The 26,230-nt window shown below is 60.7% G+C and carries 20 protein-coding genes, 1 tRNA gene and 6 pseudogenes; 21 read left to right on the top strand and 6 right to left on the bottom strand.

The window, feature by feature from the left end; all coding sequences use genetic code 11:
- Positions 1-48 precede the first annotated feature (48 nt).
- From rpmI to NTD88_RS04895, 7 genes are all read left to right on the top strand, one after another.
- Entirely contained in the window at positions 49-243 is a 195-nt protein-coding gene (rpmI, locus tag NTD88_RS04925; RefSeq protein ID WP_009394045.1) for a 50S ribosomal protein L35, read from the top strand.
- Positions 244-271: 28 nt separating this feature from the next.
- On the top strand, positions 272-628 hold the full coding sequence (rplT, locus tag NTD88_RS04920) for a 50S ribosomal protein L20 (protein WP_095159233.1): 357 nt from the start codon (positions 272-274) through the stop codon (positions 626-628).
- Between the two features lie 107 nt (positions 629-735).
- Positions 736-1,752 (top strand): phenylalanine--tRNA ligase subunit alpha, encoded by a 1,017-nt coding sequence (pheS, locus tag NTD88_RS04915; RefSeq protein WP_095159234.1) that lies wholly within the window; start codon positions 736-738, stop codon positions 1,750-1,752.
- A 36-nt stretch (positions 1,753-1,788) separates the two neighbouring features.
- Entirely contained in the window at positions 1,789-4,164 is a 2,376-nt protein-coding gene (gene pheT, locus NTD88_RS04910) for a phenylalanine--tRNA ligase subunit beta (protein WP_262155593.1), read from the top strand.
- A gap of 3 nt (positions 4,165-4,167) precedes the next feature.
- Positions 4,168-4,470 carry an integration host factor subunit alpha gene (ihfA, locus tag NTD88_RS04905; protein ID WP_009394049.1) on the top strand — a complete coding sequence of 101 codons (303 nt, stop codon included), beginning with the start codon at positions 4,168-4,170 and terminating at the stop codon, positions 4,468-4,470.
- Complete coding sequence (locus NTD88_RS04900; protein WP_043213594.1) at positions 4,451-4,807, top strand: MerR family transcriptional regulator; 357 nt, start codon at positions 4,451-4,453, stop codon at positions 4,805-4,807. Before ihfA ends, NTD88_RS04900 begins: the two co-directional genes overlap by 20 nt.
- 101 nt (positions 4,808-4,908) lie before the next feature.
- Positions 4,909-4,985: transfer RNA gene (locus NTD88_RS04895), tRNA-Pro, on the top strand.
- Between the two features lie 243 nt (positions 4,986-5,228).
- On the opposite strand, the pseudogene NTD88_RS04890 reads toward NTD88_RS04895, so the two are convergent.
- Positions 5,229-6,381, bottom strand: a pseudogene (locus NTD88_RS04890) (IS3 family transposase).
- Between the two features lie 158 nt (positions 6,382-6,539).
- On the opposite strand from NTD88_RS04890, the gene NTD88_RS04885 reads away from it, so the two are divergent.
- Positions 6,540-7,124, top strand: coding sequence for a hypothetical protein (locus NTD88_RS04885; RefSeq protein ID WP_262155594.1), 585 nt, complete (start codon positions 6,540-6,542; stop codon positions 7,122-7,124).
- Between the two features lie 42 nt (positions 7,125-7,166).
- On the opposite strand, the gene NTD88_RS04880 is transcribed toward NTD88_RS04885, so the two are convergent.
- Together NTD88_RS04880 and NTD88_RS04875 are read right to left on the bottom strand one after the other, a co-directional pair.
- Positions 7,167-7,319, bottom strand: coding sequence for a hypothetical protein (locus NTD88_RS04880; RefSeq protein ID WP_410017250.1), 153 nt, complete (start codon positions 7,317-7,319; stop codon positions 7,167-7,169).
- Between the two features lie 53 nt (positions 7,320-7,372).
- A pseudogene (locus NTD88_RS04875) lies at positions 7,373-7,671 on the bottom strand (transposase); the annotation flags it as partial.
- Positions 7,672-7,798: 127 nt separating this feature from the next.
- Here NTD88_RS04875 and NTD88_RS04870 point away from each other — a divergent pair.
- Positions 7,799-8,654, top strand: a pseudogene (locus NTD88_RS04870) (IS5 family transposase).
- Between the two features lie 32 nt (positions 8,655-8,686).
- Here the strand turns inward: NTD88_RS04870 and NTD88_RS04865 are convergent.
- The 3 genes and pseudogenes from NTD88_RS04865 to NTD88_RS04855 all read right to left on the bottom strand — a co-directional run.
- A pseudogene (locus tag NTD88_RS04865) lies at positions 8,687-8,854 on the bottom strand (IS630 family transposase); the annotation flags it as partial.
- A 9-nt stretch (positions 8,855-8,863) separates the two neighbouring features.
- Positions 8,864-9,384 (bottom strand): annotated as a pseudogene (locus tag NTD88_RS04860) (IS5 family transposase); the annotation flags it as partial.
- 92 nt (positions 9,385-9,476) lie between these two features.
- The gene (locus NTD88_RS04855) at positions 9,477-10,094 is read right to left on the bottom strand and encodes a TetR family transcriptional regulator (RefSeq protein ID WP_262155596.1); all 618 of its coding nucleotides are present in this window, start codon (positions 10,092-10,094) and stop codon (positions 9,477-9,479) included.
- 116 nt (positions 10,095-10,210) lie between these two features.
- Between NTD88_RS04855 and NTD88_RS04850 the strand changes: the two genes are divergently transcribed.
- The 12 genes and pseudogenes from NTD88_RS04850 to NTD88_RS04800 all read left to right on the top strand — a co-directional run bounded on the left by NTD88_RS04850 (position 10,211) and on the right by NTD88_RS04800 (position 26,180).
- Complete coding sequence (locus tag NTD88_RS04850; RefSeq protein ID WP_095156562.1) at positions 10,211-11,428, top strand: MFS transporter; 1,218 nt, start codon at positions 10,211-10,213, stop codon at positions 11,426-11,428.
- 46 nt (positions 11,429-11,474) lie between these two features.
- Entirely contained in the window at positions 11,475-12,857 is a 1,383-nt protein-coding gene (locus NTD88_RS04845) for a carbohydrate porin (protein ID WP_262155598.1), read from the top strand.
- Positions 12,858-12,872: 15 nt separating this feature from the next.
- Positions 12,873-13,763, top strand: a complete 891-nt coding sequence (locus NTD88_RS04840) for an SDR family oxidoreductase (protein WP_256587763.1) — start codon at positions 12,873-12,875, stop codon at positions 13,761-13,763.
- 364 nt (positions 13,764-14,127) lie between these two features.
- Positions 14,128-15,060: pseudogene (locus NTD88_RS29090) on the top strand (HAMP domain-containing protein); the annotation flags it as partial.
- Positions 15,052-15,924, top strand: a complete 873-nt coding sequence (locus NTD88_RS29085) for a methyl-accepting chemotaxis protein (RefSeq protein WP_410017251.1) — start codon at positions 15,052-15,054, stop codon at positions 15,922-15,924. The pseudogene NTD88_RS29090 and the gene NTD88_RS29085, both read left to right, overlap by 9 nt.
- 182 nt (positions 15,925-16,106) lie before the next feature.
- Entirely contained in the window at positions 16,107-18,794 is a 2,688-nt protein-coding gene (gene mdeB, locus NTD88_RS04830; protein ID WP_262155599.1) for an alpha-ketoglutarate dehydrogenase, read from the top strand.
- 85 nt (positions 18,795-18,879) lie between these two features.
- Positions 18,880-20,181: a dihydrolipoyllysine-residue acetyltransferase gene (gene aceF, locus NTD88_RS04825; protein WP_095156566.1), complete on the top strand. Its 1,302-nt coding sequence runs from the start codon at positions 18,880-18,882 to the stop codon at positions 20,179-20,181.
- Positions 20,182-20,191: 10 nt separating this feature from the next.
- Positions 20,192-21,946 (top strand): dihydrolipoyl dehydrogenase, encoded by a 1,755-nt coding sequence (gene lpdA, locus NTD88_RS04820; RefSeq protein ID WP_262155600.1) that lies wholly within the window; start codon positions 20,192-20,194, stop codon positions 21,944-21,946.
- A 44-nt stretch (positions 21,947-21,990) separates the two neighbouring features.
- Entirely contained in the window at positions 21,991-22,863 is an 873-nt protein-coding gene (locus tag NTD88_RS04815; protein ID WP_262155601.1) for a MaoC family dehydratase N-terminal domain-containing protein, read from the top strand.
- A 104-nt stretch (positions 22,864-22,967) separates the two neighbouring features.
- Positions 22,968-24,128, top strand: a complete 1,161-nt coding sequence (locus NTD88_RS04810) for an acyl-CoA dehydrogenase family protein (protein WP_262155616.1) — start codon at positions 22,968-22,970, stop codon at positions 24,126-24,128.
- A gap of 10 nt (positions 24,129-24,138) precedes the next feature.
- A complete protein-coding gene (locus NTD88_RS04805; RefSeq protein ID WP_262155602.1) occupies positions 24,139-25,332 on the top strand; it encodes a CaiB/BaiF CoA transferase family protein in 1,194 nt (397 codons plus the stop codon).
- A complete protein-coding gene (locus NTD88_RS04800; RefSeq protein ID WP_262155603.1) occupies positions 25,332-26,180 on the top strand; it encodes an HpcH/HpaI aldolase/citrate lyase family protein in 849 nt (282 codons plus the stop codon). The genes NTD88_RS04805 and NTD88_RS04800 overlap by 1 nt, the downstream gene beginning before the upstream one ends.
- Positions 26,181-26,230 lie beyond the last annotated feature (50 nt).

The following is a 26,230-nucleotide window of genomic DNA, read 5'->3' as shown; positions in this document are numbered from 1 at the left end:
GGCAGGCCTTGCGGTTATGTTTATCCACTGAATGCGGAGTATCCGAACATGCCAAAAATGAAAACCAAAAGCGGTGCCGCGAAGCGTTTCCTGAAAACTGCTTCCGGCTTCAAGCACAAGCACGCTTTCAAGAGCCACATCCTGACCAAAATGTCGACCAAGCGTAAACGTCAACTGCGTGGTAGCAGCTTGCTGCACCCGTCGGACGTTGCAAAAGTCGAGCGCATGCTGCGCGTACGTTAATTTCGGTCAAAGATAGAGGAAGTTACTCATGGCTCGTGTAAAGCGTGGCGTCATCGCTCGTAAGCGTCACAAGAAAATTCTGAAACTGGCTAAAGGTTACTACGGTGCACGCTCGCGCGTATTCCGTGTTGCCAAGCAAGCGGTCATCAAGGCAGGCCAATACGCCTACCGCGACCGTCGTCAGAAAAAACGTCAGTTCCGCGCTCTGTGGATCGCCCGTATCAACGCTGGTGCTCGTATCAACGGTCTGTCCTACAGCCGTCTGATCGCCGGTCTGAAAAAGGCGTCCATCGAGATCGACCGTAAGGTTCTGGCTGATCTGGCAGTGAACGAAAAAGCGGCGTTTGCTGCGATTGTCGAGAAAGCTAAAGCCGTTCTGGCTTAAGTACCCACGACAATCATTCGCCGCTGAATCCGGCGGCGAATGTTAAACGTCATAAATAGGGGAAGAGCCTGTAAGCTCTTCCCCTATTTCGTATCTGGAGTCTGTACATGGAAAACCTGGATGCGCTGGTCTCTCAAGCCCTGGAGGCTGTGGAGCGCGCCGAAGACATCAATGCCCTGGAGCAGATCCGGGTTCAATTCCTTGGCAAGAAAGGCGAGCTGACCCAGGTGATGAAGACCCTGGGCAACCTGCCTGCTGAAGAGCGTCCGAAAGTCGGCGCCCTGATCAACGATGCCAAGGAACGCGTTACCGAAGTGCTCAATGCGCGCAAGACCGCCTTCGAAGAAGCCGAGCTCAGCGCTCGCCTGGCGGCTGAGTGCATTGACGTGACCTTGCCGGGCCGTGGCCAGACCTCCGGTGGTTTGCACCCGATCACCCGTACCCTCGAGCGCATCGAGCAGTTCTTCACCCATATCGGCTACGGCATTGCCGAAGGCCCTGAGGTCGAAGACGACTATCACAACTTCGAAGCGCTCAACATTCCCGGCCACCACCCGGCGCGGGCAATGCATGACACCTTCTATTTCAATGCGAACATGCTGCTGCGTACCCACACCTCGCCGGTGCAGGTGCGGACCATGGAGTCCTCGCAGCCGCCAATTCGTATCGTCTGCCCGGGCCGCGTCTATCGTTGCGACTCGGACCTGACACACTCGCCGATGTTCCACCAGGTCGAAGGCCTGCTGGTCGATCGCGACATCAATTTCGCCGATCTCAAAGGCACCATCGAAGAGTTCCTGCGGGTGTTCTTCGAAAAAGAACTGGCGGTACGTTTCCGCCCTTCGTTCTTCCCCTTCACCGAGCCTTCGGCTGAAGTCGATATCCAGTGCGTGATGTGCAGTGGCAAAGGCTGCCGCGTCTGCAAGCAGACGGGCTGGCTGGAAGTCATGGGTTGCGGCATGGTTCACCCGAACGTGCTGCGCATGTCTGGCATCGACCCCGAAGAGTTCTCGGGCTTCGCCTTCGGCATGGGCGCCGAGCGCCTGGCCATGCTGCGTTACGGCGTCAACGATTTGCGCCTGTTCTTCGACAACGACTTGCGGTTCCTTGCGCAATTTCGCTAGGTCGCGCACCCGTAACGAATCTTTCAGGAGAGCAGGATGAAATTCAGTGAAAAATGGCTGCGCGGTTGGGTCAACCCGCAGGTTTCCCGTGACGAGCTGGTAGCTCGCCTGTCGATGGCCGGACTTGAGGTCGACAGCGTGACTCCGGCCGCTGGCCAATTCAGCGGTATCGTGGTGGGCGAGGTGCTGAGCACCGAGCAGCACCCGGATGCCGACAAGCTGCGCGTTTGCCAGGTGAGCAACGGCAGTGAAACCTTCCAGGTCGTGTGCGGTGCACCAAACGTGCGCCCAGGCCTGAAAATCCCGTTCGCCATGATCGGCGCCGAACTGCCTGGCGACTTCAAGATCAAGAAGGCCAAACTGCGCGGCGTCGAGTCCAACGGCATGCTGTGCTCGGCTTCCGAACTGCAGATCAGCGACGACAATGACGGTTTGCTGGAACTGGCGGCTGATGCTCCGGTTGGTCAGGACATTCGTGAATACCTGGACCTGGATGACGCCAGCATCGAGGTCGACCTGACCCCGAACCGCGGCGATTGTCTTTCCCTGGCGGGTCTGGCACGTGAAGTTGGCGCGCTGTATGCCGCTCCGGTCACCCGTCCAGTCGTTCCTGTTGTGGCGGCGGTCCATGATGAGGTCCGTCCGGTCGACGTGCTGGCGCCAGCCGCTTGCCCACGTTACCTGGGGCGAGTGATTCGCAACGTCGACCTGTCGCGTCCGACCCCGCTGTGGATGGTTGAACGCCTGCGTCGCGCCGACGTTCGCAGCATCGACGCCGCTGTCGACATCACCAACTACGTGATGCTTGAGCTGGGTCAGCCGCTGCACGCTTTCGATCTCGCCGAAATCAACGGTGGCATTCGCGTGCGCATGGCTGAAGAGGGTGAGAAGCTGGTTCTGCTGGATGGTCAGGAAGTCACCTTGCGTGCCGACACCCTGGTCATCGCAGACCACAGCCGTGCCCTGGCCATCGCGGGTGTGATGGGTGGCGAGCACAGCGGCGTGTCCGCTACAACGCATGACATTTTCCTGGAAAGTGCGTTCTTCGAGCCGATTTCGGTTGCTGGCAAGGCTCGTTCCTACGGCCTGCACACCGATGCCTCGCACCGTTACGAGCGCGGCGTTGACTCGCAACTGGCTCGCGAAGCCATGGAGCGTGCGACTGGCCTGCTGCTTGAAATCGTCGGTGGTGAAGCCGGCCCGGTCATCGAGACACTGAGCGAGCAGCACCTGCCACAGGTTGCGCCGATCACTCTGCGTGCCGAGCGGGTGACCCAGATGCTGGGCATGGAAATGCCTGATGCTGAAGTTGAGCAACTGCTCAACGCGCTGGGCCTGAAAACCACCGCCGGAGAAGGGCAGTGGCAGGTCGAAGTGCCAAGTCACCGCTTTGATATCAGCCTGGAAGTCGACCTGATCGAAGAGCTGGGTCGCCTGTACGGTTACAACCGCCTGCCGGTTCGCTACCCGCAAGCGCGTCTTGCTCCGCAGGCTCGCGCGGAGTCCCGCAGCGAGCTGCCAATCTTGCGCCGTCTGTTGGTTGCCCGTGGCTATCAAGAAGCGATCACCTATAGCTTCATCGATCCGAAGCTGTTCGAACTTTTCAGCCCTGGCGTCGAGCCGCTGCTGCTGGCCAACCCGATCTCCAACGACATGGCGGCCATGCGTGCGTCCCTGTGGCCGGGTCTGGTCAAGGCGTTGCAGCACAACCTGAACCGCCAGCAGGATCGCGTGCGTCTGTTCGAGAGCGGTCTGCGTTTCGTTGGTCAGCTCGACGGTCTGCAACAGCAGCCGATGCTGGCAGGTGTGGTGTGCGGTAGTCGCCTGCCGGAAGGTTGGGCAAATGGTCGCGATGGCATCGATTTCTTCGACGTGAAAGCGGATGTGGAAGCGCTGCTGAGCTCGTCGGGTTCGTTGGGTGACTTCACCTTCGTTGCCGGCAAGCATCCTGCGCTGCACCCTGGCCAGACCGCACGCATCGAGCGCAATGGTCATGAAGTGGGTTATCTGGGTGCGCTGCATCCTGAGCTGGTCAAGACTCTCGGCCTGGACCGTACTGTCTACGTCTTCGAACTGGTGCTGGATGAAGTAGTGGAAGGGCGCCTGCCGAAATTCCACGAACTGTCCAAGTTCCCGGAAGTGCGTCGTGACCTGGCCCTGGTGGCAGGTCGTGATGTGGCGTCGAACACCGTCCTGGAAGTTATCCGTGATAACGCGGGTGAGTGGCTCACGGACCTCAGGCTGTTTGATGTCTATCAGGGTAAAGGCATTGATCCTGATAGAAAAAGCCTGGCCGTCGGCTTGACCTGGCAGCATCCATCGCGCACTCTTAACGACGATGAGGTGAATGCCACTACCCAGAATATCCTCACCTCGCTCGAACAAAGGTTGAACACCACGTTAAGGAAATAGCGGATGGGTGCTCTGACGAAAGCTGAGATGGCAGAACGGCTGTACGAGGAGCTGGGCCTGAACAAGCGAGAGGCCAAGGAATTGGTCGAGCTGTTCTTTGAGGAAATCAGGCACGCTCTTGAAGACAACGAGCAGGTCAAATTGTCCGGTTTCGGCAATTTCGACCTGCGCGACAAGCGCCAGCGTCCGGGACGCAACCCGAAAACGGGTGAAGAAATCCCGATCACTGCACGTCGCGTCGTCACCTTTCGTCCAGGGCAGAAACTGAAGGCCCGGGTTGAGGCTTATGCTGGAACCAAGCCATAACGACGAACTCCCGCCTATCCCGGGAAAACGCTACTTCACCATTGGTGAAGTGAGTGAGCTTTGTGCGGTAAAACCGCACGTGCTGCGTTACTGGGAGCAGGAGTTTCCTCAGCTCAACCCGGTCAAGCGCCGTGGAAACCGTCGCTATTATCAGCGCCAGGATGTGCTGATGATCCGTCAGATCCGCGCCTTGCTGTACGACCAGGGCTTCACCATCGGCGGCGCGCGCTTGCGGCTGTCCAGTGATGAGGCCAAGGACGACACCACTCAATACAAACAACTGATCCGGCAGATGATTGCCGAGCTGGAAGATGTACTGGTGGTTCTGAAGAAGTAATCCTGAGTTGAATGCGGAAGGTGTTGTGAAAAATAATCCTTCCAAAATTCAAAAGCTTAAGGTAGATTCTTCAACGTTCTCAGCAATATCGAGAGCATCGTCGGGGCGTAGCGCAGCCCGGTAGCGCACTTGCATGGGGTGCAAGGGGTCGAGTGTTCGAATCACTCCGTCCCGACCAAAATACCTCAAGAAATCCAGTCACTTAACGGTGACTGGATTTTTTTATGCCTTGTGGTTTTTGAGCACCTCCCAATTTTGCCCCACTTTTTGCCCCACCGGGGATTTTTGCCGCAATCTAGCGTTGAGAGAAGAGGTCATCAATCAGTTATTTCTGTAAAGCTTTGATTCTGCTGAGAGGTGTCTCAGCAGGGGCTGAGAATGCTTGTCTGCAAAACTGCGCCTTTACCATCCGACGCCGCATTCACTTCCAGTGCTCTCGACCGCAGGTTGCCCGCTTTTCAAACTCTACCGGCGACAGCTGATTGTTGAAACCATGACGACGTTTCGCGTTGTAGAACATCTCGATGTATCAAACACATCACTACGTGCACCTTCCCGTGTGGGGTAGATTTTCCGCTTGATCCGTTCCCGTTTCAGAAGCTGGAAAAAGCTCTCGGCCACGGCATTGTCATGACAGTTGCCTCGACGACTCATGCTGGCAACCAAATTGTTCGCCTTCAAAAAGCTGCGCCAATCGGAGCTGCAGTATTGGCTGCCCTGGTCGGAGTGAACCATCACCTCCTGTTTCGGTTTCCGCCTCCAAACCGCCATCAATAACGCATCAATGGCCAAATCACTGGTCATCTGCGACTTCATTGACCAGCCAACGACCTGACGAGAAAACAGATCCAGCACCACTGCCAAATACAGCCAGCCTTCATACGTACGAATGTAGGTGATGTCGGTGACCCAAACCCTGTTGGGTTCTACGACATCGAACTGGCGCTTCAGCAAGTTGGGTGAGGCTACCGCTGGCTTACCCCCGTACTTTCCAGGGCGACGTCGATACCCTGTCTGAGAGCGCAGCCCTTCAAGACGCATCAGCCTCGCCACACGATGGCGACCACAGTCTTCTCCGACCTCGCGCAGATCATCATGGATTTTTCGATACCCATAAACGCCGCCGCTCTCCAGCCATGAGTGCTTGATCAAACCCAGCAGTCGCTGATCGTCTTTAGCTCGTGCAGATTGCGGCTCAGACAGCCAGGCGTAATAACCGCTGGGATGGACTTTCAGCGTCAGGCAAAGCCGTCGAATCGAATAGTCGCCCGCGCGCTGTTTGATAAAGGCGTACTTCAGCCGCACTCCTTGGCAAGGTACGCGGCGGCCTTTTTTAATATGTCTCGCTCTTCAGTCACCCGCTTGAGTTCCGCTCGAAGACGACGCAGCTCAGCGTGCTGATCATCATCCTGCTGCCGCTCTTCTTGAGGTTTACTGTAGCGCTTTATCCAGGCATAGAGGCTATGCGTCGACACGCCGAGACGAGCCGCTACATCAGCGACAGGCAGCTTCTTTTCGGTCACTTGATTGACCGCTTGGATTTTGAATTCTTCGGGGTAACGCGGGTTGCTCATGGCACCTCCTAATTGGCCTCAGTTTAAGGCAAAGAGGTGTCTACGAAACCCGGGGCGATTCAAACATGTCACTTACTCGTCGGGATGAGGATGTGAGACGATCCCGCACCCGGATTTCGGGGTTGCACACGACAGTCAATTCACTTCAAGGAAGAAACATGCTCCGTCACACCCTGCTCGCAGCAGCAACCCTCTCACTTTGTGCCTGTGCAGGTATTGCCCACGACACGCCAGAAGCAAGACAGCAAATCAAACACGATCTGAAACTTCAGCAAATCGATGCCACGGCCACGATGAGCTACTGCCTATTCCCAATCGGTAGCATCGCCTTTTGCAAGGCTACGCCTGGTATTGGGGTACTGACCGCGAACAAGCTCCTCATGGTCGATTACGCCAAGGGGGCTTACAAACAGGATGGTGTCCTCACAACCCAAGATGTCCGCTGTATTTCGGACAGCGACGGCCACTGGTTTTATGTCTTCACTGAAAACCAGGCGATTGCACTTATTCCCTATACCAATACAGGCGCAAAAAAGAACCCGGCGTTCCGCAACCGCGCCATTAAAACGTTGCTTGCCAACGGTCAGCCCATGCTCACGGGAGCAGAAAGCAATTTCATACGTGAAACAGATCGGCGCCATTACAGCGTGTCGACCTTGAATGTGAGTGGTACGCCGGTGCCGATTGTCAGCTCGGCATCGTACGGAGAGATATTCAGCCCCTGCGCAGAAAGCAAACAGTGAACCGACACCGACGAATGACGGGCCACGCTGGCGGCCCGCCAATCATCGCTTCAGCCAGTCGTTGAGGATCTCCCGGGCCTGCGGCGTAAACCGGTAGCTCTTGTCCGGATAGAGCAAGAGCACCTGCTCGTCACACAGGCGCTTCAACACTTCACGCACGCTGATAAACAACAGCCCTTCAGACCGGGACTGCACGTAACCATGAACTGCCCGGGCAGTAAGCATCCACCCAACTCAAATTGTGTAAGTCAGACCGGCATCCACTGATGTGGTAGCAGTAGCCGATCTCGCTGGCCCGCTGCGTTGGCAGCCGCGCCAGCACATCCTTGAGATAGACATACGGATCATGCCCATTCATGCGTGCCGACTGGATCAAACTCATGATTGCCGCAGCCCGTTTACTGCTGCACAGGGATCTAGCAAACAGCCAGTTCGAGCGACCGAGAGCCCATGGCCGTATCTCGATCTCAACCTGATTGTTGTCGATAGGCACAGCGCCATCGTCCAGGTAGCTCGTCAGCGCTACCCAGCGTTTCAGGCTGTAATCGAAGACGGCCCATCTTGCTCACCCTGCTCACCTAGGTTCTGTACGAAATCCCGAGAAACCCAATCGGCGCTCCTCGGAAGCTGAAGTTTTGTGGAGTTTCCAGCCATCTACGGAATGGAATCCTATGATGGCAAAGCGTTACGAACTCTCGGATGAGGCTTGGGCTGTGGTTATTGATCTCTTCACCGAACCCATGGCCGGGGGGGGGCCCGCCTGAGCGACCGCCTGATGCTCGATGGCGTGCTCTGGGTACTCTGTTCGGGCGCTGCGTGGCGAGATATGCCGGAACGCTTCGGCCCATGGTCAACGGTGTATCAACGGTTCCGGGGTTGGCGAAACCAGGGCACCTTCGATCAGATGCTCAAACGCTTGCACCTGAGATTGAATGAGCAAGGCTTGATCGATGTGCAAACCTGGATGATCGACTCAACCGCAGTACGTGCAACCCGAGCCTCTTCTGGCGCCGGGAAAAAAGGGGGCCTGACGAGCCTGCCGATCACGCTCTAGGCCGCAGTCGCGGTGGCCTGACAACCAAAATCCACATGCTCTGCGACGCCAACGGGACACCGTTGCGCTTCCTCCTCTCTGGCGGTCAAGCCAGTGACATTAGTTACGCCCAACCACTGCTGGACGACGTCAGCATTCCATCAGGCCAACGAGGTCGCCCACGCAAGCGCTGCAAATGGCTGCTTGCCGACAAAGGCTATGACGCCGAAGCGCTTCGCCGCTACTGCGACCAATATCGAATGCAGCCCGTCATCCCGCTACGCTCAATGAAACGCAAACCCAAGCCCGGCTTACCCAGACTGTTTGATCGGCCCAAGTACCGACAGCGCAACATCATCGAGCGCATGTTTGGCTGGCTGAAAGACAACCGACGCATCGTGACGCGCTTCGACAAGCTCGCGAAAGGCTATGCCGCCATGGTCTCGCTGGCTTGTTCCATGCGGTGTTTGCGACATCTCTTTTCGTACAGAGCCTAGTGTGGTGTTTCAGAAATAACGCTCATATTTTTCTATTCAATACCTCGGCCGCCCGGCCAACACATCGCCAAGATGCCCTCGGCCTTTCGATACCAGCGGAAGGGTCGAGGGTTGGCATTGTGGGTGGTCAGGTAGTACTCGATAGACTCTTCCAGATCTTTCACGCTGGTGTGCGCCTGGTGCTTGATCCACTTCTCACTCTTGCTCGTCGGGATGCAGACGTCGTCCAGTAATGGCTGTGCGTAGCTGATATCGCTGGCCTGACCGCCAGAAAGAAGAAAGCGCAATGGCACGCCGTTGGCGTCGCAGAGCATATGAATTTTGGTGGGGAGGCCACCGCGACTGCGACCTAGAGCAGGGTCGGCGGGTTCATCAGGCCCCCTTTTTTACCTGCGCCTGATGAAGCGCGGGTAGCACGAACAGCAGTTGAATCTATCATCGAAGTCTGCAGATCAATGAGCCCTTGATCGTTGAGCTTGAGATGTAGTCGCTTGAGCATCTGATCAAATGTTCCCCGGTTCCGCCAAACCCGGAAGCGGTGATAAACCGTCCGTCAAGGCGCGAAACACTCGGGCATGTCCCGCCATGCAGCACCTGAACCCAACAACCAAAGCACGCCATCGAGCATCAGGCGATCACTTGATGGCGGCCTACCCCTTGTGTGGGGTGGGGTGAAGAGATCCGCGACCACATCCCATGCTTCATCTGAAAGTTCGTATCGCTTAGTCATCATAGGATTTCTTTCCATAGATGGCTGAAAACCTTACAAAATCTCAGCGCTCGCGGTACTGGAGTCCGGTTTCTCCGAATTTCAGACAGAGCCTAGTTGGGGCTGGTCGCACCCGGCACCAGAATCTCCTGAATGGCCGGCCCGATGATCGACACCAGTTCCTCGGTCTGCGCTGCAACCAACAGCGGTACACCGATGATCCGGCGGCTGACGATCACGCCCACCAGCAACGCCGAAGCGATACCCGCCCGCAACGAGGCATCCGGGCCGAGTTCTTCACGGAAACCCGCCAGCAGTCTGGACTGAATGAAGTCGCGCAGTTGCTCGCGAGCCTGTTCGTTCACCACCGCACCGCGGAGTGTGGCCATCAGCGGGGCCGATTGCGCCTCGTCACCCTCCCAGGCATTGAGAAACGTGCGTACAACGCGCTCGCCAAGCTGAGCGTCACGGACCTCGAACACCGTGCCGAGCTGATCCAGTGCCTCCTGGGGAATGTGCATCACTGCGGCGAACAGGTCGTTCTTGGAGCCAAAAAACTGCATCACCTGCGAGACGTCGACGTTGGCATCGGCGGCCACCAGGCGAATCGTCGTGGCAGCAAATCCATCGGTGGAAAAACGCTCGCGCGCCGCGTCGAGTACAGCCTGGCGCGTGCTGCCAGGGCCAGGGCGGCGACCGCGGCGTGGCGGGGGAGTGGTGGGCTCTTTCACAGCGTGTCCTTTTGCATTGGTCGTAAATATATCAACGTCTATTGAGTTTATGATTGCGAAACCCTACGCTTCAACCGTCAAGTTCGCGTGCCACAACAATAAAAAGGTCACAAGACATGAAGCGTTGGTCCGTATTGGTTGGCTGTTTTCTTGGGATGAGCATCGCGTCGCCAGCGATTCTACTGATCCCGCTTGGGCTGTTCATGAAGTCGGTGACCGGTGAGTTCGGTTGGTCGCGGACCGAGTTTTCCATCGTCATTGCTACCGCGTCGGTGTGTAACGCGCTGGTCCTGCCGCTGGCAGGTTGTCTGGTTGACCGCTTTGGCGCCCGTCGGGTTGCTCTGGTTGGCACGCTGCTGGGGTGTGGCAGCTACATGTGTCTGTCGCTGACCCACTCATTTTCCGCCTTCGTCACAATGACGGCGCTGAGTGTAGCCTTGGGTAATTTGGCCAGCTACCCCGCATTCCTGTTCCTGACTCAGCGTTGGTTCGACAAGCACCTCGGTCTGGCATTCGCCATCACCTCTTCGGGTCTGGCGGTGGGCACCGGTGGTTTCTCCTATCTCATTTCGCAAAGTATCGAATTGCACGGCTGGCGGGAGGCGTTCCTGGTGGCGGGTGGTGTGGCGATGGCCATCGGCCTGGTCAACCTCGCGGTGTTTGTTCGCGACAACAAGGGACCGATCCCTGAGGCCGAGCGCCGCAGCGAGCACGTAGAGGCGAGCCAGCAAGGCTTGACCCTGCGAAGCGCCATGGCCACGCGTGACTTCTGGCTGTATGCATTGGCATTTGCCGTGGTGCTTTTCGGCGCGGTGGGGTGCAACGTGCATCTGCCGGCGATGCTTTCGGACTGGGGCGCCAGTGGCCCTCAGATCGCCGGAATCGTCGCGGCGGCTTCCGCCGGGTCGCTGTTTGGTCGTCTTGCGGGTGGGGCGTTGCTGGACCATCTGCACACACGCACCGTCACCGGCGTCTTCCTCCTCTGCCAACTGCTGGGTTTCCTGCTGTTGCTGGAAGGCTTGAAGTGGGCGCTGCCCGCCAGTTTTCTGATTGGCGCGATGCAGGGCGCAGAGATCGACATTCTGGGTTATCTGATATCCCGCCGCTTTGGGCGTCTGGCCTATGCGCGGATCTTTGGCTGTGCGTTTTCCGTCACCTTGCTGGGGGCCATCCTCGGCCCGATCGTGCTCGGCCTGGCGTTCGATAAAAGTGGCGCATACAACGTCGGCTTGATGATTTTCCCGATCCTGCCGGTGATTGCGTTCGGGATGTTTTGTCTGACCGCCAAGTCGCCGCAGCCGGCCCCAACGGTTGCAGTTGTGAACCTTGCGTGACGTTGCTCTGAGCTACTGCTGAAAAACAAAAATAAAAGGAAAGACCATGCAATCCAACCCTGCCGGTTCGACCCCGAACCGTAAGCGTGCGCCTGAATTTCTTCGTGTAACCCTCGCGGCGGCCGTGGCCATCTGGGCAGCCCAGGCTTTGAATGCGCGTGCCGATACGCCGCCTCCCGACAGCGCCTTGCTCGGCCATATCATCGAACGTAAACAGCAGTTCGCCAAAATCGACGCCCTGGTTGAGCGCGGTCAACTGACCGAGTTGCCTCCGCCCTCGGAGAGCATCGTCGGTGACGCAGGCGGGCTGCGCTCTGACCTGGCCGAGCATGGCATCGGGTTCAGCCTTCTGAACATGAGCACGTTTACCAACAACTACCTCTCTCATGACCGCCACAAGCCGCAGGCCTATGCCGGCGAAAGGCCAACATATTCGTCCAACTTGATGGCGGGTTTGACTTATGACCTCGGCCAGGTAGGGCTGGATAACGGGCAGTTCATTTTCGGCGTCGGCAGTTATTACTCCAGTTGGGATGAGGTGAATCCGTCGTCCCGCTTCAGTTTCACCCGCATCGCTTATTACCAGAGCCTGTGGAACAAGGCGGTCGAACTCAAGATCGGCGTGCTTCCCAACGATCTGGAGTTCATCGGTCCCTTTACCGGCGGCACATTGGTCGGTGGCACCCAGGGCCTGCAGGCCGTTATTCCGTTTCAAGTGGGCTTGAGCCATGCGCCGGTTTCCAGCCCGGCTGCCAACGTGACGGTGAACCTGGGCAATTTCTATAACAAGTTCGGTGTCCAGCGCAGCATCAGCCCGGATGGGATGGGGCCAGAAATCGATCGCCATTTAGGCGAACTCGACCTGCACGGTGAGCACACCGGCCCGCTGTATATCGATGAATTGGGCTACAAGCGCGATGCCAAACCGGGCCGCCCGTATGCCTGGTTGCGAGCGGGTTACATCTACAACACCTCGGACTACACGCAGTTCCTGAGTAACGAGCGCAGCGACGACAACTATGCCGCGTATGTACTGGGCGATTACCAGTTCTATCAGTTCGACAGCGCCATCGCTTCGCGCGGGCTATATGCCGGCTTGACCTGGATGTCAGCGCCGGAAGATCGCAACCTCTTCGACCTGTATTACGGCGTGCGGGTGTTCGCCAAAGGGCTGCTGGACTCGCGCCCATTCGACATGCTGATGCTGGAGTACGGCTACACCAGCTACAGCGATGACGCCAACAAGAAACTCGATCAGTTGCATGTCTCGAACGCCGACGACTCCCGCTCGACAACCCTCGCTTACAACATGCGCGTGGCCGCCGGGACTTACTTCCGGACAGGGCTGAGCTACGTGGAAAAGCCGGCCTTCAGCCCGGATGTCAAAGATGCGCTGAACCTTCAAGCCAGTCTCACGCTGTTCTTCTGATAGGGAAACCCAACCATGAACACCCGACCGATCATCCTGGTGACCTCAGCCAATGGCAACCAGGGCAAACGGCTTGTTCCCCGCTTGTTGGCGGGCGGTCATCGCGTTCGTGCCTGCGTGCGCAGCAGTGCCTCCGCCGAGGCGCTGCGCAACCAGGGCGTACAGGAAGTACTGGTGGGTGACCTTGCCGACCCGGCCTTTATTCATGAGGCTGTTCGGGGCGTTTCAAGCCTCTACCACATCGGTCCGACGCTGCATCCGGCCGAGCGCGCGATGGGCTTCAACATCATCGATGCGGCGCGTGAGGCGGGGGTCGGGCACTTCGTTTTCAGCTCGGTCCTGCATGCCATCACCACCGATCTGGTGCAGCACGAAATCAAGCGCGATATCGAAGAACACCTACTGTCCTCCGGCCTCGAATTCACCATTCTGCAACCGGCCAACTACATGCTGCCGCCGCGCTTGAAACCGGTTTTCGAGGAGCACGTATTCCGCTTGTCGTGGGCATTGGAGCGTTATCAGTCGATGGTGGACCTGGACGATGTCACCGAGGTGGCGTTCAGCGTTCTCACCGATCCAGCCCGCCATTTGGCGGCCACCTACGAGTTGGTGGGGCCTGGGCGCTTCACGGCGTACGACATAGGCCAGGTGCTGACGAAGGTCCTCGGTAGCGAGATTCGCGTTGAAAGGATTGATATGGCCGCCTTTATCCGCGCCCGCTTTGGCGAAGGCGATCCCGTCACCTTCGCGCACCAGTCACAGGTGAGCGCCTCCATCGAGAAGCGCTACAGCAACCACGATTTCCTCGGTAACCCGAACGTGCTTGGTTGGCTGCTGGGCCGCGAAGCGACCAGCTTCGAAGCCTTTGTGCGCAAGGAATACGAGGCCTATCAAGCACTGAAATAACGCTCGGGGTTTGCCCATCAACAGTTCAGCTAGCCCCCATCAGTATTGGCCATTGGCCGGGCCGCGCGTAGTCGGGATAGGCTTTGATTGCAATCGACGCCAACGTCGAAAATCGAAGAACAATAAGAAGATCCCCTATGCGCAGCTTGCCTCCGTATTCCATGCCTTATCCGTTCTTGACCCCTTTTGCCTGCGCGCAAACAGTGCCGCGCAACGGGTGGCCTCAGTGATTGCCCGGGTGCTGGGCAACCTGTCGGTCGGCGCCAAGCTGTCGCTGGGTTTTGGCGTGGTGCTGTTATCGACCTTGGGTGTTGCCGCCACGGCGTTCTATGCCTTCGGCTTGCTCGAAGCGCGTGCCGAGAAGATGAACGACGTCGCGGCGGTGGAATCCTTGATGTTGCGCGCACAGGTTGCGGTCAAGGCGTTCGGCCTGGAGTTGGCGGAGGACGAAGCGAGCAAGGTTGCCAGCCTCACCGGGGAGCTTGTGGCGAAATTGGGGCAGTCCCAGGCGCAAACTGGCCAGGGCGACGCCATCGAGGCGGCGAATATTTTCCTCACCCAGTTCCAGCGTTACGCCCAGGCCCAGCGGGAAGCGCGGGAAGCGCGCCTGCGCATGCAGCAACTGGCCCAGGTGGTGGGCGAGCGCTTCACCGTGGTGATGCTCGATCAACTCGATGCCGTCAACCTGCTCTCCGCGCAGGCGCAGCCGGCGGATTCGGTGCGCATGCTGCAACTCGAGCAGGCTTCCACCCTGCGCGACAAGCTGGCGAACCTGCGCGACAGCGAGCTCTATTTCACCCTGGAGGGCAGTACCGAGGTGCATAACGCCTGGGAGGCCCGGGTCGTCGAATTGCGCTCGTATATGGAAAACCTCGAGCTTCGCCTGGAAGGCGCGGAGCGCGACTCGCTCGCCCAGGCAAGGGCGGCGCTGGCGGAATACAGTGCCGCGTTCAATGGCTACGCGGCGAGTCGCGAGCAAGCCAGCGACAGTCAGGCGGCGATGACGAGCGCGGCGCAAAAGGTCAGTGCATTGCTCGCAGACGTTCGCTCCGCTCAGGTGCAAGCCTCGCAGTCGATGAGCCAACGGGTAACGTTCCTGCTGGCGGCCATCATGCTCTTGGCATTGGGCTTGGGTACCGGTGCCGGATTGCTGATTCGCCACCTGATTCTGCAGCCGCTGCGCCAGGCCGTTGACCTGACCCGACGGGTGGCCTCGGGTGATCTCAGCGCCCAGATCGATGCCGACGGGCGACGGGACGAGCTCGGCCAGTTGCTCGGCAGCGTCGGGATGATGCTCGACAGCCTGCGTGGGCTGATCGGCCGTATCGGTCACGGTGTCGGGCAACTGAACCAGGCGGCTGATGGCCTGGTGCAGGTGACCGATCGCACGCGTCAGGGTGTCGGCTCACAGTGTGAAGAAACGGAATTGGCCGCCACCGCGATGCAGCAGATGGCCGCCACCGCACAAGACGTTGCGCGCAGTACCAGCCAGACCCGCGATGCCGTCGAACAGGCCAACACCCAGGCGCGCAAAGGCGAGGAATTGGTGCGCCAGGCGACGTCCAAGATCGACCACCTGGAACGTGAGATGAGTGGCTGCTCCGAAGCCATGGGCTTGCTGCTGGATGAGAGCGCGGCGATCGGCAAGGTTCTCGATGTGATCAGTGCCCTGGCCGGCCAGACCAACCTGTTGGCGCTCAACGCGGCGATAGAAGCAGCACGTGCCGGCGAAAATGGTCGCGGCTTCGCGGTGGTCGCGGACGAGGTCCGTAACCTGGCGCGGCGCACCCAGGCGTCAACCGATGACATTGCCACGATCATCCAGCAGTTGCGCACGGTCGCCGAGCAGGCAGCCAGCCGCTTGCGCGGCAGCCAGGCGCTGACGGGCGAAAGCGTGGTCCTGGCCGCCCAGGCGTCCAGTGCGCTGCAGGAAATTGCCGCAGCGGTATCGACCGTGGAACAGATGAGTCAGCAGATCGCCGCGGCAGCCGAGCAGCAAAGCACGGTGGCTGAGCAGGTCGGTCAAAGCATGCAGCGAGTGCGTTTGGTGGCTGAGCAAAGTACGGCTGCAAGTGGCTTGCTGGAATCATCGGTACGCGGACTGGAACAGGTGGGTGGCGCACTTAACGCAGCCGTTGGAGGTTTTCGCACTGCCAGTTGAAGTTGGCCAGTCTCTAAGTTACGGAACTTCAAAGTTGTCTGGTTGACGCCATTCAAGTTCAAGTCTGACGCATAAGAATTCATGACGGCATTCTATGCCGAAACAGCAATGATGAAGCTTAGTACGGCGGCAAGTTCTGTCGGTTTATCTCTAAGCTAAGCGCACTAAGAGTGGAGGCAGATATGAGTTCGCTAAACGATAACGCCGTGGCCGGATCAATAGTGTCTGTGGACAGTGACCGGAATGAAACACAGGAATGGCTGGAGTCGTTGGAGGCTGTCGTGCGCGAGGGCGGTTCCGAGCGCGGTCAGTTCCTGCTTAAACAATTAGAGCAACACGCAAGAGCACTTGGCATTACCTCGCACGTGCACCCGTACTCGGCCTACCGGAACACAATTCCGATTGAAAGACAGGGCGCCTATCCCGGTGACCTTGCTGTCGAGGAACGGATTACTTCGATAATCCGTTGGAATGCATTGGCCATGGTAGTGCGCGCAAACCAGGCCTACGGTGACCTGGGCGGGCATATTGCAAGTTATGCATCTGCCGCCGAAATATTCGAAGTCGGCTTTAACCACTTTTTCCGCGCACGTGATGAGAAACATGGCGGCGATCTGGTGTTTTACCAACCGCATTCGGCGCCCGGCGTTTATGCCCGCGCGTTTCTTGAAGGGCGCTTGTCGCAAGAGCAATTGGCCAACTATCGGCAAGAGGTCAGCGGCAATGGACTGAGTTCCTACCCGCACCCATGGTTGATGCCGGACTTCTGGCAGTTCCCGACCGGCTCCATGGGTATTGGCCCGATCAGTGCGGTTTACCAGGCGCGTTATATGCGCTACCTCGAGAACCGCAACCTGGCCGATACCGCCGAGCGCCATGTCTGGGGCGTATTCGGTGACGGTGAAATGGATGAGCCAGAGTCGATTGCCGGCCTCACCCTGGCCGCCCGGGAAAAGCTCGATAACCTCACGTTTATCGTCAACTGCAACTTGCAGCGCCTGGACGGGCCGGTTCGCGGCAACGGGCAGGTCATCCAGGAACTGGAGGCGCTATTTACCGGCGCCGGCTGGAATGTGATCAAGGTGATCTGGGGCTCCGATTGGGACCCGCTGTTCGCCCGCGACAGTAACAACGCCCTGCTGCAACGCTTCGCGCAAACCGTCGATGGCCAATACCAGACCCTCGGTTCCAAGGACGGCGCTTACAACCTGCTGCACTTCTTCCAGCAGGACCCGGAGATCCAGGCGCTGGTCTCGCACATGTCCGATGCCGACATCGATGCCCTCAAGCGTGGCGGGCACGACTTCCGCAAGCTGTATGCCGCGTTCGCGGCGGCCAAGGCGCACAAGGGCCGGCCGACCGTGATCCTGGCGAAAACCAAGAAGGGCTACGGCATGGGCGGCGCCGGCGAGTCGCGGATGACCTCGCACCAGGCCAAGAAGCTGGATATCGATGCGCTCAAGGCGTTCCGCGATCGCTTTGCCTTGCCGTTGTCGGACGACGACGTGGCGCAGTTGCGCTTCTATCGCCCGGCCGAGGACAGCCAGGAAATGCGCTACCTGCAATCGCGCCGGACGGCGTTGGGCGGCTACATGCCGGCGCGGCAGAAAGGCGATGAGCCGATCGCCGTGCCGGCCCTGGCCGATTACGCGCGGTTTGCCTTCGAAGCCGACGGCAAGGAAATGTCCACCACCATGGCGGTGGTCCGCATGCTCGGCGGCCTGCTCAAGGACAAGGCCCTGGGCCCACGCATCGTGCCGATCGTTGCTGACGAAGCACGCACCTTCGGCATGGCCAACCTGTTCCGCCAGATCGGTATCTACTCGCCGCAGGGGCAACTGTACGAACCGGAAGATGCGGGTTCCATGCTGTATTACCGCGAAGCCAAGGACGGTCAGTTGCTGGAGGAGGGCATTACCGAGGCCGGTGCCCTGTCTTCCTGGGTCGCGGCGGCGACGTCTTACAGCGCCCACGGCAAACCGATGCTGCCGTTCTACATCTACTACTCGATGTTCGGTTTCCAGCGGGTCGGCGACCTGATCTGGGCCGCGGCCGACCAGCGTGCCCGCGGCTTCCTGCTGGGCGCAACGGCCGGGCGGACCACCCTCGGCGGCGAAGGGCTGCAACACCAGGACGGCAGCAGTCATGTGGTGGCGGCCACGGTACCCAACTGCCGCGCCTATGACCCGGCGTTCGCCGGCGAGCTGGCGGTGATCGTCGACCACGGCATGCGCCAGATGATGGAGCGCGGTGTCGACGAGTTCTACTACATCACCGTGATGAACGAAAACTACGCCCAGCCTTCGCTACCGGCGGGCGTCGAGGATCAGGTCATTCGCGGCATGTACCGCTGTGCAACGACCGACGCAGCGTCGTCGCGCGGCATTGTGCGGCTACTGGGCAGCGGCACGATCCTGCGTGAAGTGATCGCCGCCGCCGAGTTGCTGGCGACGGACTGGCAGGTGTCCAGCGAGGTGTGGAGCGTGACCAGTTTCAGCGAGCTGGCCCGTGAAGCGCGGAGCGTCGAGCGGCACAACCGGCTCAACCCCGCTGAACCCGAGCAGGTCAGCCACCTGTGTGCCTCCCTCGCTGGCAACGCCCCGGTGGTTGCGGCCACCGACTATGTGCGCGCCTGGCCGCAACTGATCGCCGGTTACGTCGATGCGCGCTTCGTCGTGTTGGGCACCGACGGTTTTGGCCGTAGCGATACCCGCGCCGCCCTGCGCCGCTTCTTCGAAGTGGATCGGCATCAGGTGGTGCTCGCCGCGCTGGACGGGCTGGTGCGTGACGGCACGCTGCCGCGCCAGGTGTTGGCCGAGGCCGTTGAGCGCTACGGCTTGAGCGATCGTCCGGCGCCGTGGACTTGCTGACGGCTTCGCTCTTCGCATGCGCTCGATGAGCGCTCCCTCCGTTCCATGCAGGTGGAACGGACCCCTTTCCTGACGGCGTTTAGTCATGAGTGAAATCAGAGAAATTCAGGTCCCTGACATCGGGGACTTCAAAGACCTCCCGGTGATCGATGTATTGGTGAAACCGGGCGATACCGTGGCGTTCGATGACCCCTTGCTGACCCTGGAGTCGGACAAGGCATCCATGGACGTACCGAGCCCGGCTGCCGGCACCGTGGTGTCGATCAGCCTCAAGGTGGGTGATCGGGTATCCAGGGGCAGTGCCATGCTCACCTTGCAGATGGCCGCAAATGAAGCGCCAGTTGCGCCGGCAAGCAGTGCCCCGGCTGTGCCTGCGCCGGCACCTGTAGCCGCAATACCCGCTGCGCCCGTAGCGCCCGTTGCCGCCGTGCCTGCGCCGGCAGTGACCACCCTCGGCGTGAAGCCTCATGCCAGTCCATCGGTTCGCGGTTATGCGCGCAAATTGGGTGTGGATGTCACGCGGGTAGCGGCTACCGGCAAGGGCGGGCGAATCCTGCGCGAGGATGTCGAGCGCTTCATCAAGGACGCTCTGGTTCGCCTGGAAAGCGCTGTTGCCTCGGGTTCGAGCGGCGGCGGGAGCGGGCTCGACCTGTTGCCATGGCCGAACGTCGACTTCTCCAGGTTCGGCGCCATCGAGAAGGTCGCGCTGTCGCGGATCAAGAAGATCTCCGGCGCCAACCTGGCGCGCAACTGGGTAATGATCCCCCACGTCACCAACAACGAAGAGGCCGACATCACCGGGCTCGAAGCGTTTCGTGTGCAGCTCAACGCGGAAGGCGGCAAGGAGGCGATCAAGTACACCTTGCTGGCGTTCCTCATCAAGGCCGCGGTCGCAACGCTGAAAGCCTTCCCGCAGTTCAACAGTTCACTGGGTAATGAAGACGGTGAGCCGGTCCTGGTGCTCAAGCACTACTACCACATCGGTTTTGCGGCCGACACGCCGAACGGGCTGGTGGTGCCGGTGATTCGCGATGCCGACCAGAAAGGCATTGGCCAGATCGCCGTCGAATGCGGCGAGCTGGCTAGAAAAGCCCGCGACGGCAAGTTGGGCCCCGCCGACATGACCGGCGGCACCTTTACCGTTTCCAGCCTCGGCGGCATTGGCGGCACCGGCTTCAGCCCGATCATCAACGCGCCGGAAGTGGCCATTCTCGGAGTCACCCGCTCGCAAATGAAGCCGGTCTGGGATGGCAGCGGTTTTGCGCCGCGGCTGATCTTGCCGATGGCGTTGTCCTGGGATCACCGCGTGGTGGATGGCGCTGCCGCGGCACGTTTCCTTCAGCACCTGGCGGCTCTGCTGGCTGATTTTCGTCGGATTACGCTTTGAGGGGCTGCTCATGAGTCAGGTGATAGAAGTACTGATGCCGGCTATCGGTGATGCGGCCGCCATGCCGGTGATCGAGGTGTTGGTCAAGGTTGGCGATGTGCTGAACGTCAACGATCCGGTCTGTGTGCTGGAGTCCGACAAGGCAACGATGGATGTGCCGGCGTCGGCGGCCGGTGTGGTCAAGGACGTGCGAATAGCGGTCGGCGACAAGGTGGCCGAGGGCACGTTGTTGTTGATACTGGAAACCGAACAACGCGCCGCGCCGCTTGCGCCGGTCGCGGCTCCGTCGCCAGCCCGTGCGGGTGGGGCAGACCTGGAATGCGATGTGCTGGTCCTCGGCGGCGGGCCCGGCGGTTACTCCGCCGCGTTCCGTTCGGCGGATCTTGGGCAGAAAACCATCGTGGTCGAGCGCTATGCCTCGCTGGGCGGGGTATGCCTGAATGTCGGCTGCATTCCCTCCAAGGCCTTGCTGCATATCGCGTCGGTGATGGAGGAGGTCCCCCACCTAAAAGCCCTGGGTGTCGGCTTTGCCGATCCGGCCGTCGATCTCGACAAGCTGCGGGCGCACAAGGAATCGGTGGTCAACAAGCTCACCTCCGGGCTCGCGGGCATGGCCAAGGCGCGCAAGGTCGAGGTGGTGCGTGGCGTGGGGCGCTTCCTCGATCCACACCATCTTGAGGTTGCAGTTGTTTCCGGCGCCGGCCGTGAGCAGACCGGCGAAAAGCGGGTCATCCGCTTCAAGCAGTGCGTGATCGCCGCCGGCAGCCAGCCGGTGAAGCTGCCGTTCATGCCTGACGATCCGCGCATCGTCGACTCCACCGGGGCGCTGCAACTGCGGGCCGTGCCCAAGCGCATGCTGGTGGTGGGCGGCGGGATTATCGGGCTGGAGATGGCGACGGTCTACTCGGCACTGGGCGCGCGTATCGACGTGGTCGAAATGCTCGACGGCCTGATGCAAGGGCCTGATCGCGATCTGGTGAAGGTCTGGGAAAAGTACAACAGCCACCGTTTCGACAACGTCATGTTGAACACCCGCACGGCCAGCGCCGAGGCGACCGAGCAGGGCATCCGGGTCAGCTTCGAAGGTGAAAAGGCCCCCGCGCAAGCCCAGTGCTACGACCTGGTCCTGGTGGCCGTGGGACGCAGGCCCAATGGCGACCAGATCGATGCCGACAAGGCGGGTGTCGTCGTCGGCGAGCGCGGCTTCATCGCCGTGGACAAGCAACTGCGCACCAACGTGCCGCATATCTTCGCGATTGGCGACATCGTTGGCCAACCGATGCTGGCGCACAAAGCGGTTCACGAGGGCCATGTCGCTGCTGAAGTGGCGGCAGGCGAGGCGCAAAACAACCCTGACCTTGCACGCAGCGTCTTCGATGCCTTGCAGATTCCGGGCGTTGCCTACACCAATCCGGAAGTAGCCTGGGCCGGCATCACCCAGCAGGAAGCCAAGGCCAAAGGCCTCAGCGTTGAAACGGCGGTGTTCCCGTGGGCCGCGTCAGGACGGGCGATTGCCAACGGCCGCGATGAAGGCTTCACCAAGTTGCTGTTCGACACCGAGACGCGCCGTGTGGTGGGCGGCGGCATCGTCGGCACCGGGGCGGGCGACCTGATCAGCGAGGTGTGCCTGGCCATCGAGATGGGCGCCGATGCCGTGGATATCGGCAAGACCATCCACCCCCATCCGACCCTCGGCGAGACCGTCGGCATGGCGGCGGAAGTCGCCCATGGCACGTGTACCGACCTGCCCGCTGCGCGGCGCTGAAGGCTGGATCACGCATAACAAGACACGCGACGGAGGAGACAACCATGAATGGCTGCACTGAAGCGACTCGCGACGAGCAACCTGCGCTGAATCTGACCCAATGGCTGGGCCGCGAGGAGCGGCGCACCGATCGTATCGATGAGCGCATTGCCCAGGCGTTGGCCGCCACACTGGACCTCGATCCCGACGGCTTTGCAACCGGTGCCGAGTTACCGCCGCTGTGGCACTGGGTGTATTTCACGCCCAAGGCCCGACGCAGCGAAATCGGTGTCGATGGCCACCCGCAGCGGGGCGGCTTCCTGCCGCCGATAGCACTGCCCAACCGCATGTGGGCGGGCGGCCGCCTGACGTTCATTCAGCCTCTGTGGGTTGGCGAGGCGGTCGAGCGGACTTCGCGTATCGCCCGCTGCGAGCGCAAGAGCGGGCGCAATGGCGAGCTGGTGTTTGTCACCGTGGAGCACTCGATCACCGGCGAGCGCGGCCTGTGCCTGGTTGAAGAACAAGACATCGTCTATCGCCAGCCGACCGTGGGCACCACGCCACTTGCCGGGGCACCGGTCGAAGGTTGCGCGGAGTTTGGCGGGCGTATCCAGCCCGATCCGGTGTTGCTGTTCCGCTATTCGGCGCTGACGTTCAACGGCCATCGCATCCACTACGACCAGCCCTATACGACCGCGGAAGAAGGCTATCCCGGCCTGGTCGTGCATGGTCCGCTGGCCGCCACCCTGCTGCTCGAAGCGTTCCGCGCCGCCCATCCCGCCAAGCGCGTGCGCCAGTTTGCGTTCAGGGCGGTCGGCCCGCTGTTCGCGACCACGGCGTTCGATCTGTGCGGTGAACTCACCGGCCCGGACAGCGCAGCATTGTGGACCGACTGCGATGGCCGCCTTTCGATGAAGGCTGACCTCAGCTTCGACTGATCCGCCAAACCCACCCCGAATTTCAAGCCGGCGCCCTGTACAGGAGCGCCAAGGGCTTCGCCTTGCCGCGATCCCTCAAAACACGACAGGAAACCACCATGACCATGCTCTATGCCCCCGACGAACATCAGGAAATCCGTGACGCCGTACGCGCCCTGTGCCGCGAGTTTCCGGACGAGTACTTTCGCAAGATCGACGAACAGCGCGACTACCCGGAAGCCTTTGTCGATGCGCTGATCGGCGCCGGCTGGCTCGCCGCGATGATCCCCGAAGAGTACGGCGGTTCCGGCCTGGGCCTGACCGAAGCGTCGGTGATCATGGAAGAGATCAACCGCTCGGGCGGCAACTCCGGCGCGGTACACGGGCAGATGTACAACATGAGCACGCTGCTGCGTAACGGCAGCCGGGCGCAGAAGGAGAAATACCTGCCGAAGATCGCGGCGGGGGAGTTGCGTATCCAGTCGATGGCGGTGACCGAGCCCACGACCGGTACCGACACCACCAAGATCAAGACCAACGCGGTGAAGAAGGACGGGCGCTACGTCGTCAGTGGCCAGAAAGTCTGGATCTCGCGGGTGCAGCACTCCGACCTGATGATCCTGCTGGCGCGGACCACGCCGCTCACTGAGGTGAAGAAGAAATCCGAGGGCATGTCGATTTTCATCGTCGACCTCAAGGACGCGATCGGCAAGGGCCTCACCGTGCAGCCGATCCCCAACATGGTCAACCACGAGACCAACGAGCTGTTCTTCGACAGCCTGGAGATTCCCGAAGAGAACCTGATCGGCGAGGAGGGCAAGGGCTTCAAGTACATCCTCGACGGGCTCAATGCCGAGCGCACGCTGATTGCCGCTGAATGCATCGGCGACGGTTACTGGTTCATGGAGCGCGCGGTGAAGTACGCCAACGAGCGCGTGGTGTTCGACCGTCCGATCGGACAGAACCAGGGGGTGCAGTTCCCGATTGCCGATGCCTTCATCGAGATCGAAGCCGCCAACCTGATGCGCTTCAAGGCCTGCCAGTTGTTCGATGCCAATCAGCCCTGCGGTGCCCAGGCCAACATGGCCAAGTACCTGGCGGCGAAAGCCTCCTGGGAAGCTGCCAACGTTTGCCTGCAGACCCACGGCGGCTTCGGCTTCGCCAACGAATACGACATCGAGCGCAAGTTCCGCGAGACCCGCCTTTATCAGGTCGCGCCGATCTCCACCAACCTGATCTACGCCTACGTCGCCGAGCACCTGCTCGGGCTGCCGCGTTCTTTCTGAGGAAGCTGCCATGGCTACCGAAAAACCGCCTCTTGCGCTAGAAGGCGTCACCGTGGTGTCGCTCGAACACGCCATCGCCGCACCGTTGGCCACGCGCCACCTGGCCGATCTGGGCGCCCGCGTGATCAAGGTCGAACGCCCCGGCAGCGGCGACTTCGCCCGCGCCTATGACGACCGCGTCGAGGGCCTGGCCTCGCATTTCGTCTGGGTCAACCGCTCCAAGGAAAGCCTGACCCTGGACCTCAAGCAGCCCGAGGCCATGGATATCCTGATGACGTTGCTGGCCGACGCCGATGTGCTGGTGCAGAACCTCGCCCCCGGCGCTGCGGCGCGCATGGGGCTGTCGTTCGAGGCGTTGGCACCGACTCATCCGCAACTGATCGTCTGCGATATCTCCGGTTACGGCGAGGGCGGGCCGTACACCCACAAAAAGGCCTACGACCTGTTGATCCAGAGCGAGGCGGGTTTTCTGTCGATCACCGGCACGCCGGATGAACCGGTCAAGGCCGGCATCTCGATTGCCGACATCGCCGCCGGCATGTACGCCTACACCAATATTCTCGGCGCGCTGATCGAGCGCGGCAAAACCGGGCGGGGCCGGCGCATCGAGATCGCGATGATCGACGCGATGGTCGAGTGGATGAACTTTCCGATGTACTACGCCTACCAGGGCCAGGAGCCGCCGCGGCGCACCGGTGCCTCGCACGCGACGATCTATCCCTACGGGCCATTCCGCGCCGGCGATGGCCGCACGGTGATGCTGGGCCTGCAGAACGAACGCGAGTGGGCGTTGTTCTGCGACAAGGTACTGGGCGACGCCGCGATTGCCAGTGACGAACGGTTTTCCAGCAATGCCCGGCGCACCGCCAACCGCGAGCTGGTGCGTGCCCTGATCGAGGACACCTTCGCCGACCTGACCGCCGACGAGGTCATGGCGCGGCTGGATGGCGCCGATATCGCCAATGCCAATGTCAGCACCATGGCTGACCTGTGGAAGCACCCGCAGCTTGAGGCCCGCCAGCGCTGGACCCAGGTGGATACGCCGGCCGGGCCTGTGCCCGCGCTGCAACCACCGGGCATGGGTGGCGACCATCCCGCGCGCATGGGACCGGTGCCGGCGCTGGGTGAACACACGACGGCGATCCTGCATGAACTGGGCTATGCGGACAGCGCCGCCGACCTGCGCGAAAGGAAGGTGGTGTGATGGCGACCCGGCAATTGAACCTCGGGCGGGCGCGGACCTTCCTGTTCGTCCCGGCCAACCGCCCTGAGCGCATCGGCAAGGCCCTGGCTAGCGGGGCGGACGTGATCATCGTCGACTTCGAAGACGCCGTTGCACCCGCTGAAAAACCGGCCGCACGCCTGGCCTTGCTGGCGTGGCTCGATGCCAACCGCGATGAGCGCGTCACCGTCAGGGTCAATGCTGCCGGTACCCAATGGCACGAGGAGGATTTGCAGACCTGCCGCCACCCTGGCGTCGCCGGGGTGATGCTGCCCAAGGCGGAAAGCGCCGAGCAGGTGGAGCACGTCCATGACACCAGTGGCAAACCGGTGTTGTGCATCGTCGAGACCGCACTCGGCATCGATGCCCTGGCGCAGGTGGCCGAAGCCCCGGGCTGCGCCCGTCTGACGTTCGGCAAGCTGGACCTGGCCGTGGAGCTTGATCTGATTCCGGACGAATCAGATCCCGACGAACTGGTGTTCCTGCCCTGGCGCGCACTGCTGGTGCTCGCCAGCCAGCGGGCGGGTTTGCCTGCCCCGGTCGATGGGGTGTTCACGGCGATCGGCGACGCCGCAGGCCTGGATCGCTACGCCAGGCGTGCGCGCCAACACGGTTTCAGCGGTCAGTTGCTGATCCACCCGAGCCAGGTGACCACGGCCGCTGCGGCCTTTACCCCCTCGGCGGTGGACATCGCCTGGGCGCAATCCGTCAGCCGTCTGGCGCAAGCGGCGGGCGGTGGGGTGGTGGTGCTCGACGGGCGGATGATCGATGCGCCGGTGATGGCTCGTGCGCAACGCATCCTCGCACTGGCTGTTGAATTCGGTCTCTGAATCCAGCGGCGATTGCGGACGCTTGGGGCTGTGTCTTTTCCGTTTTGGAA

Origin of the sequence: Pseudomonas sp. 20P_3.2_Bac5 (assembly GCF_025466035.1) — a bacterium.
Classification (GTDB): domain Bacteria; phylum Pseudomonadota; class Gammaproteobacteria; order Pseudomonadales; family Pseudomonadaceae; genus Aquipseudomonas.
Note: the sequence above shows the minus strand (reverse complement) of the source record. Positions and strands in the feature narration are given on the sequence as shown.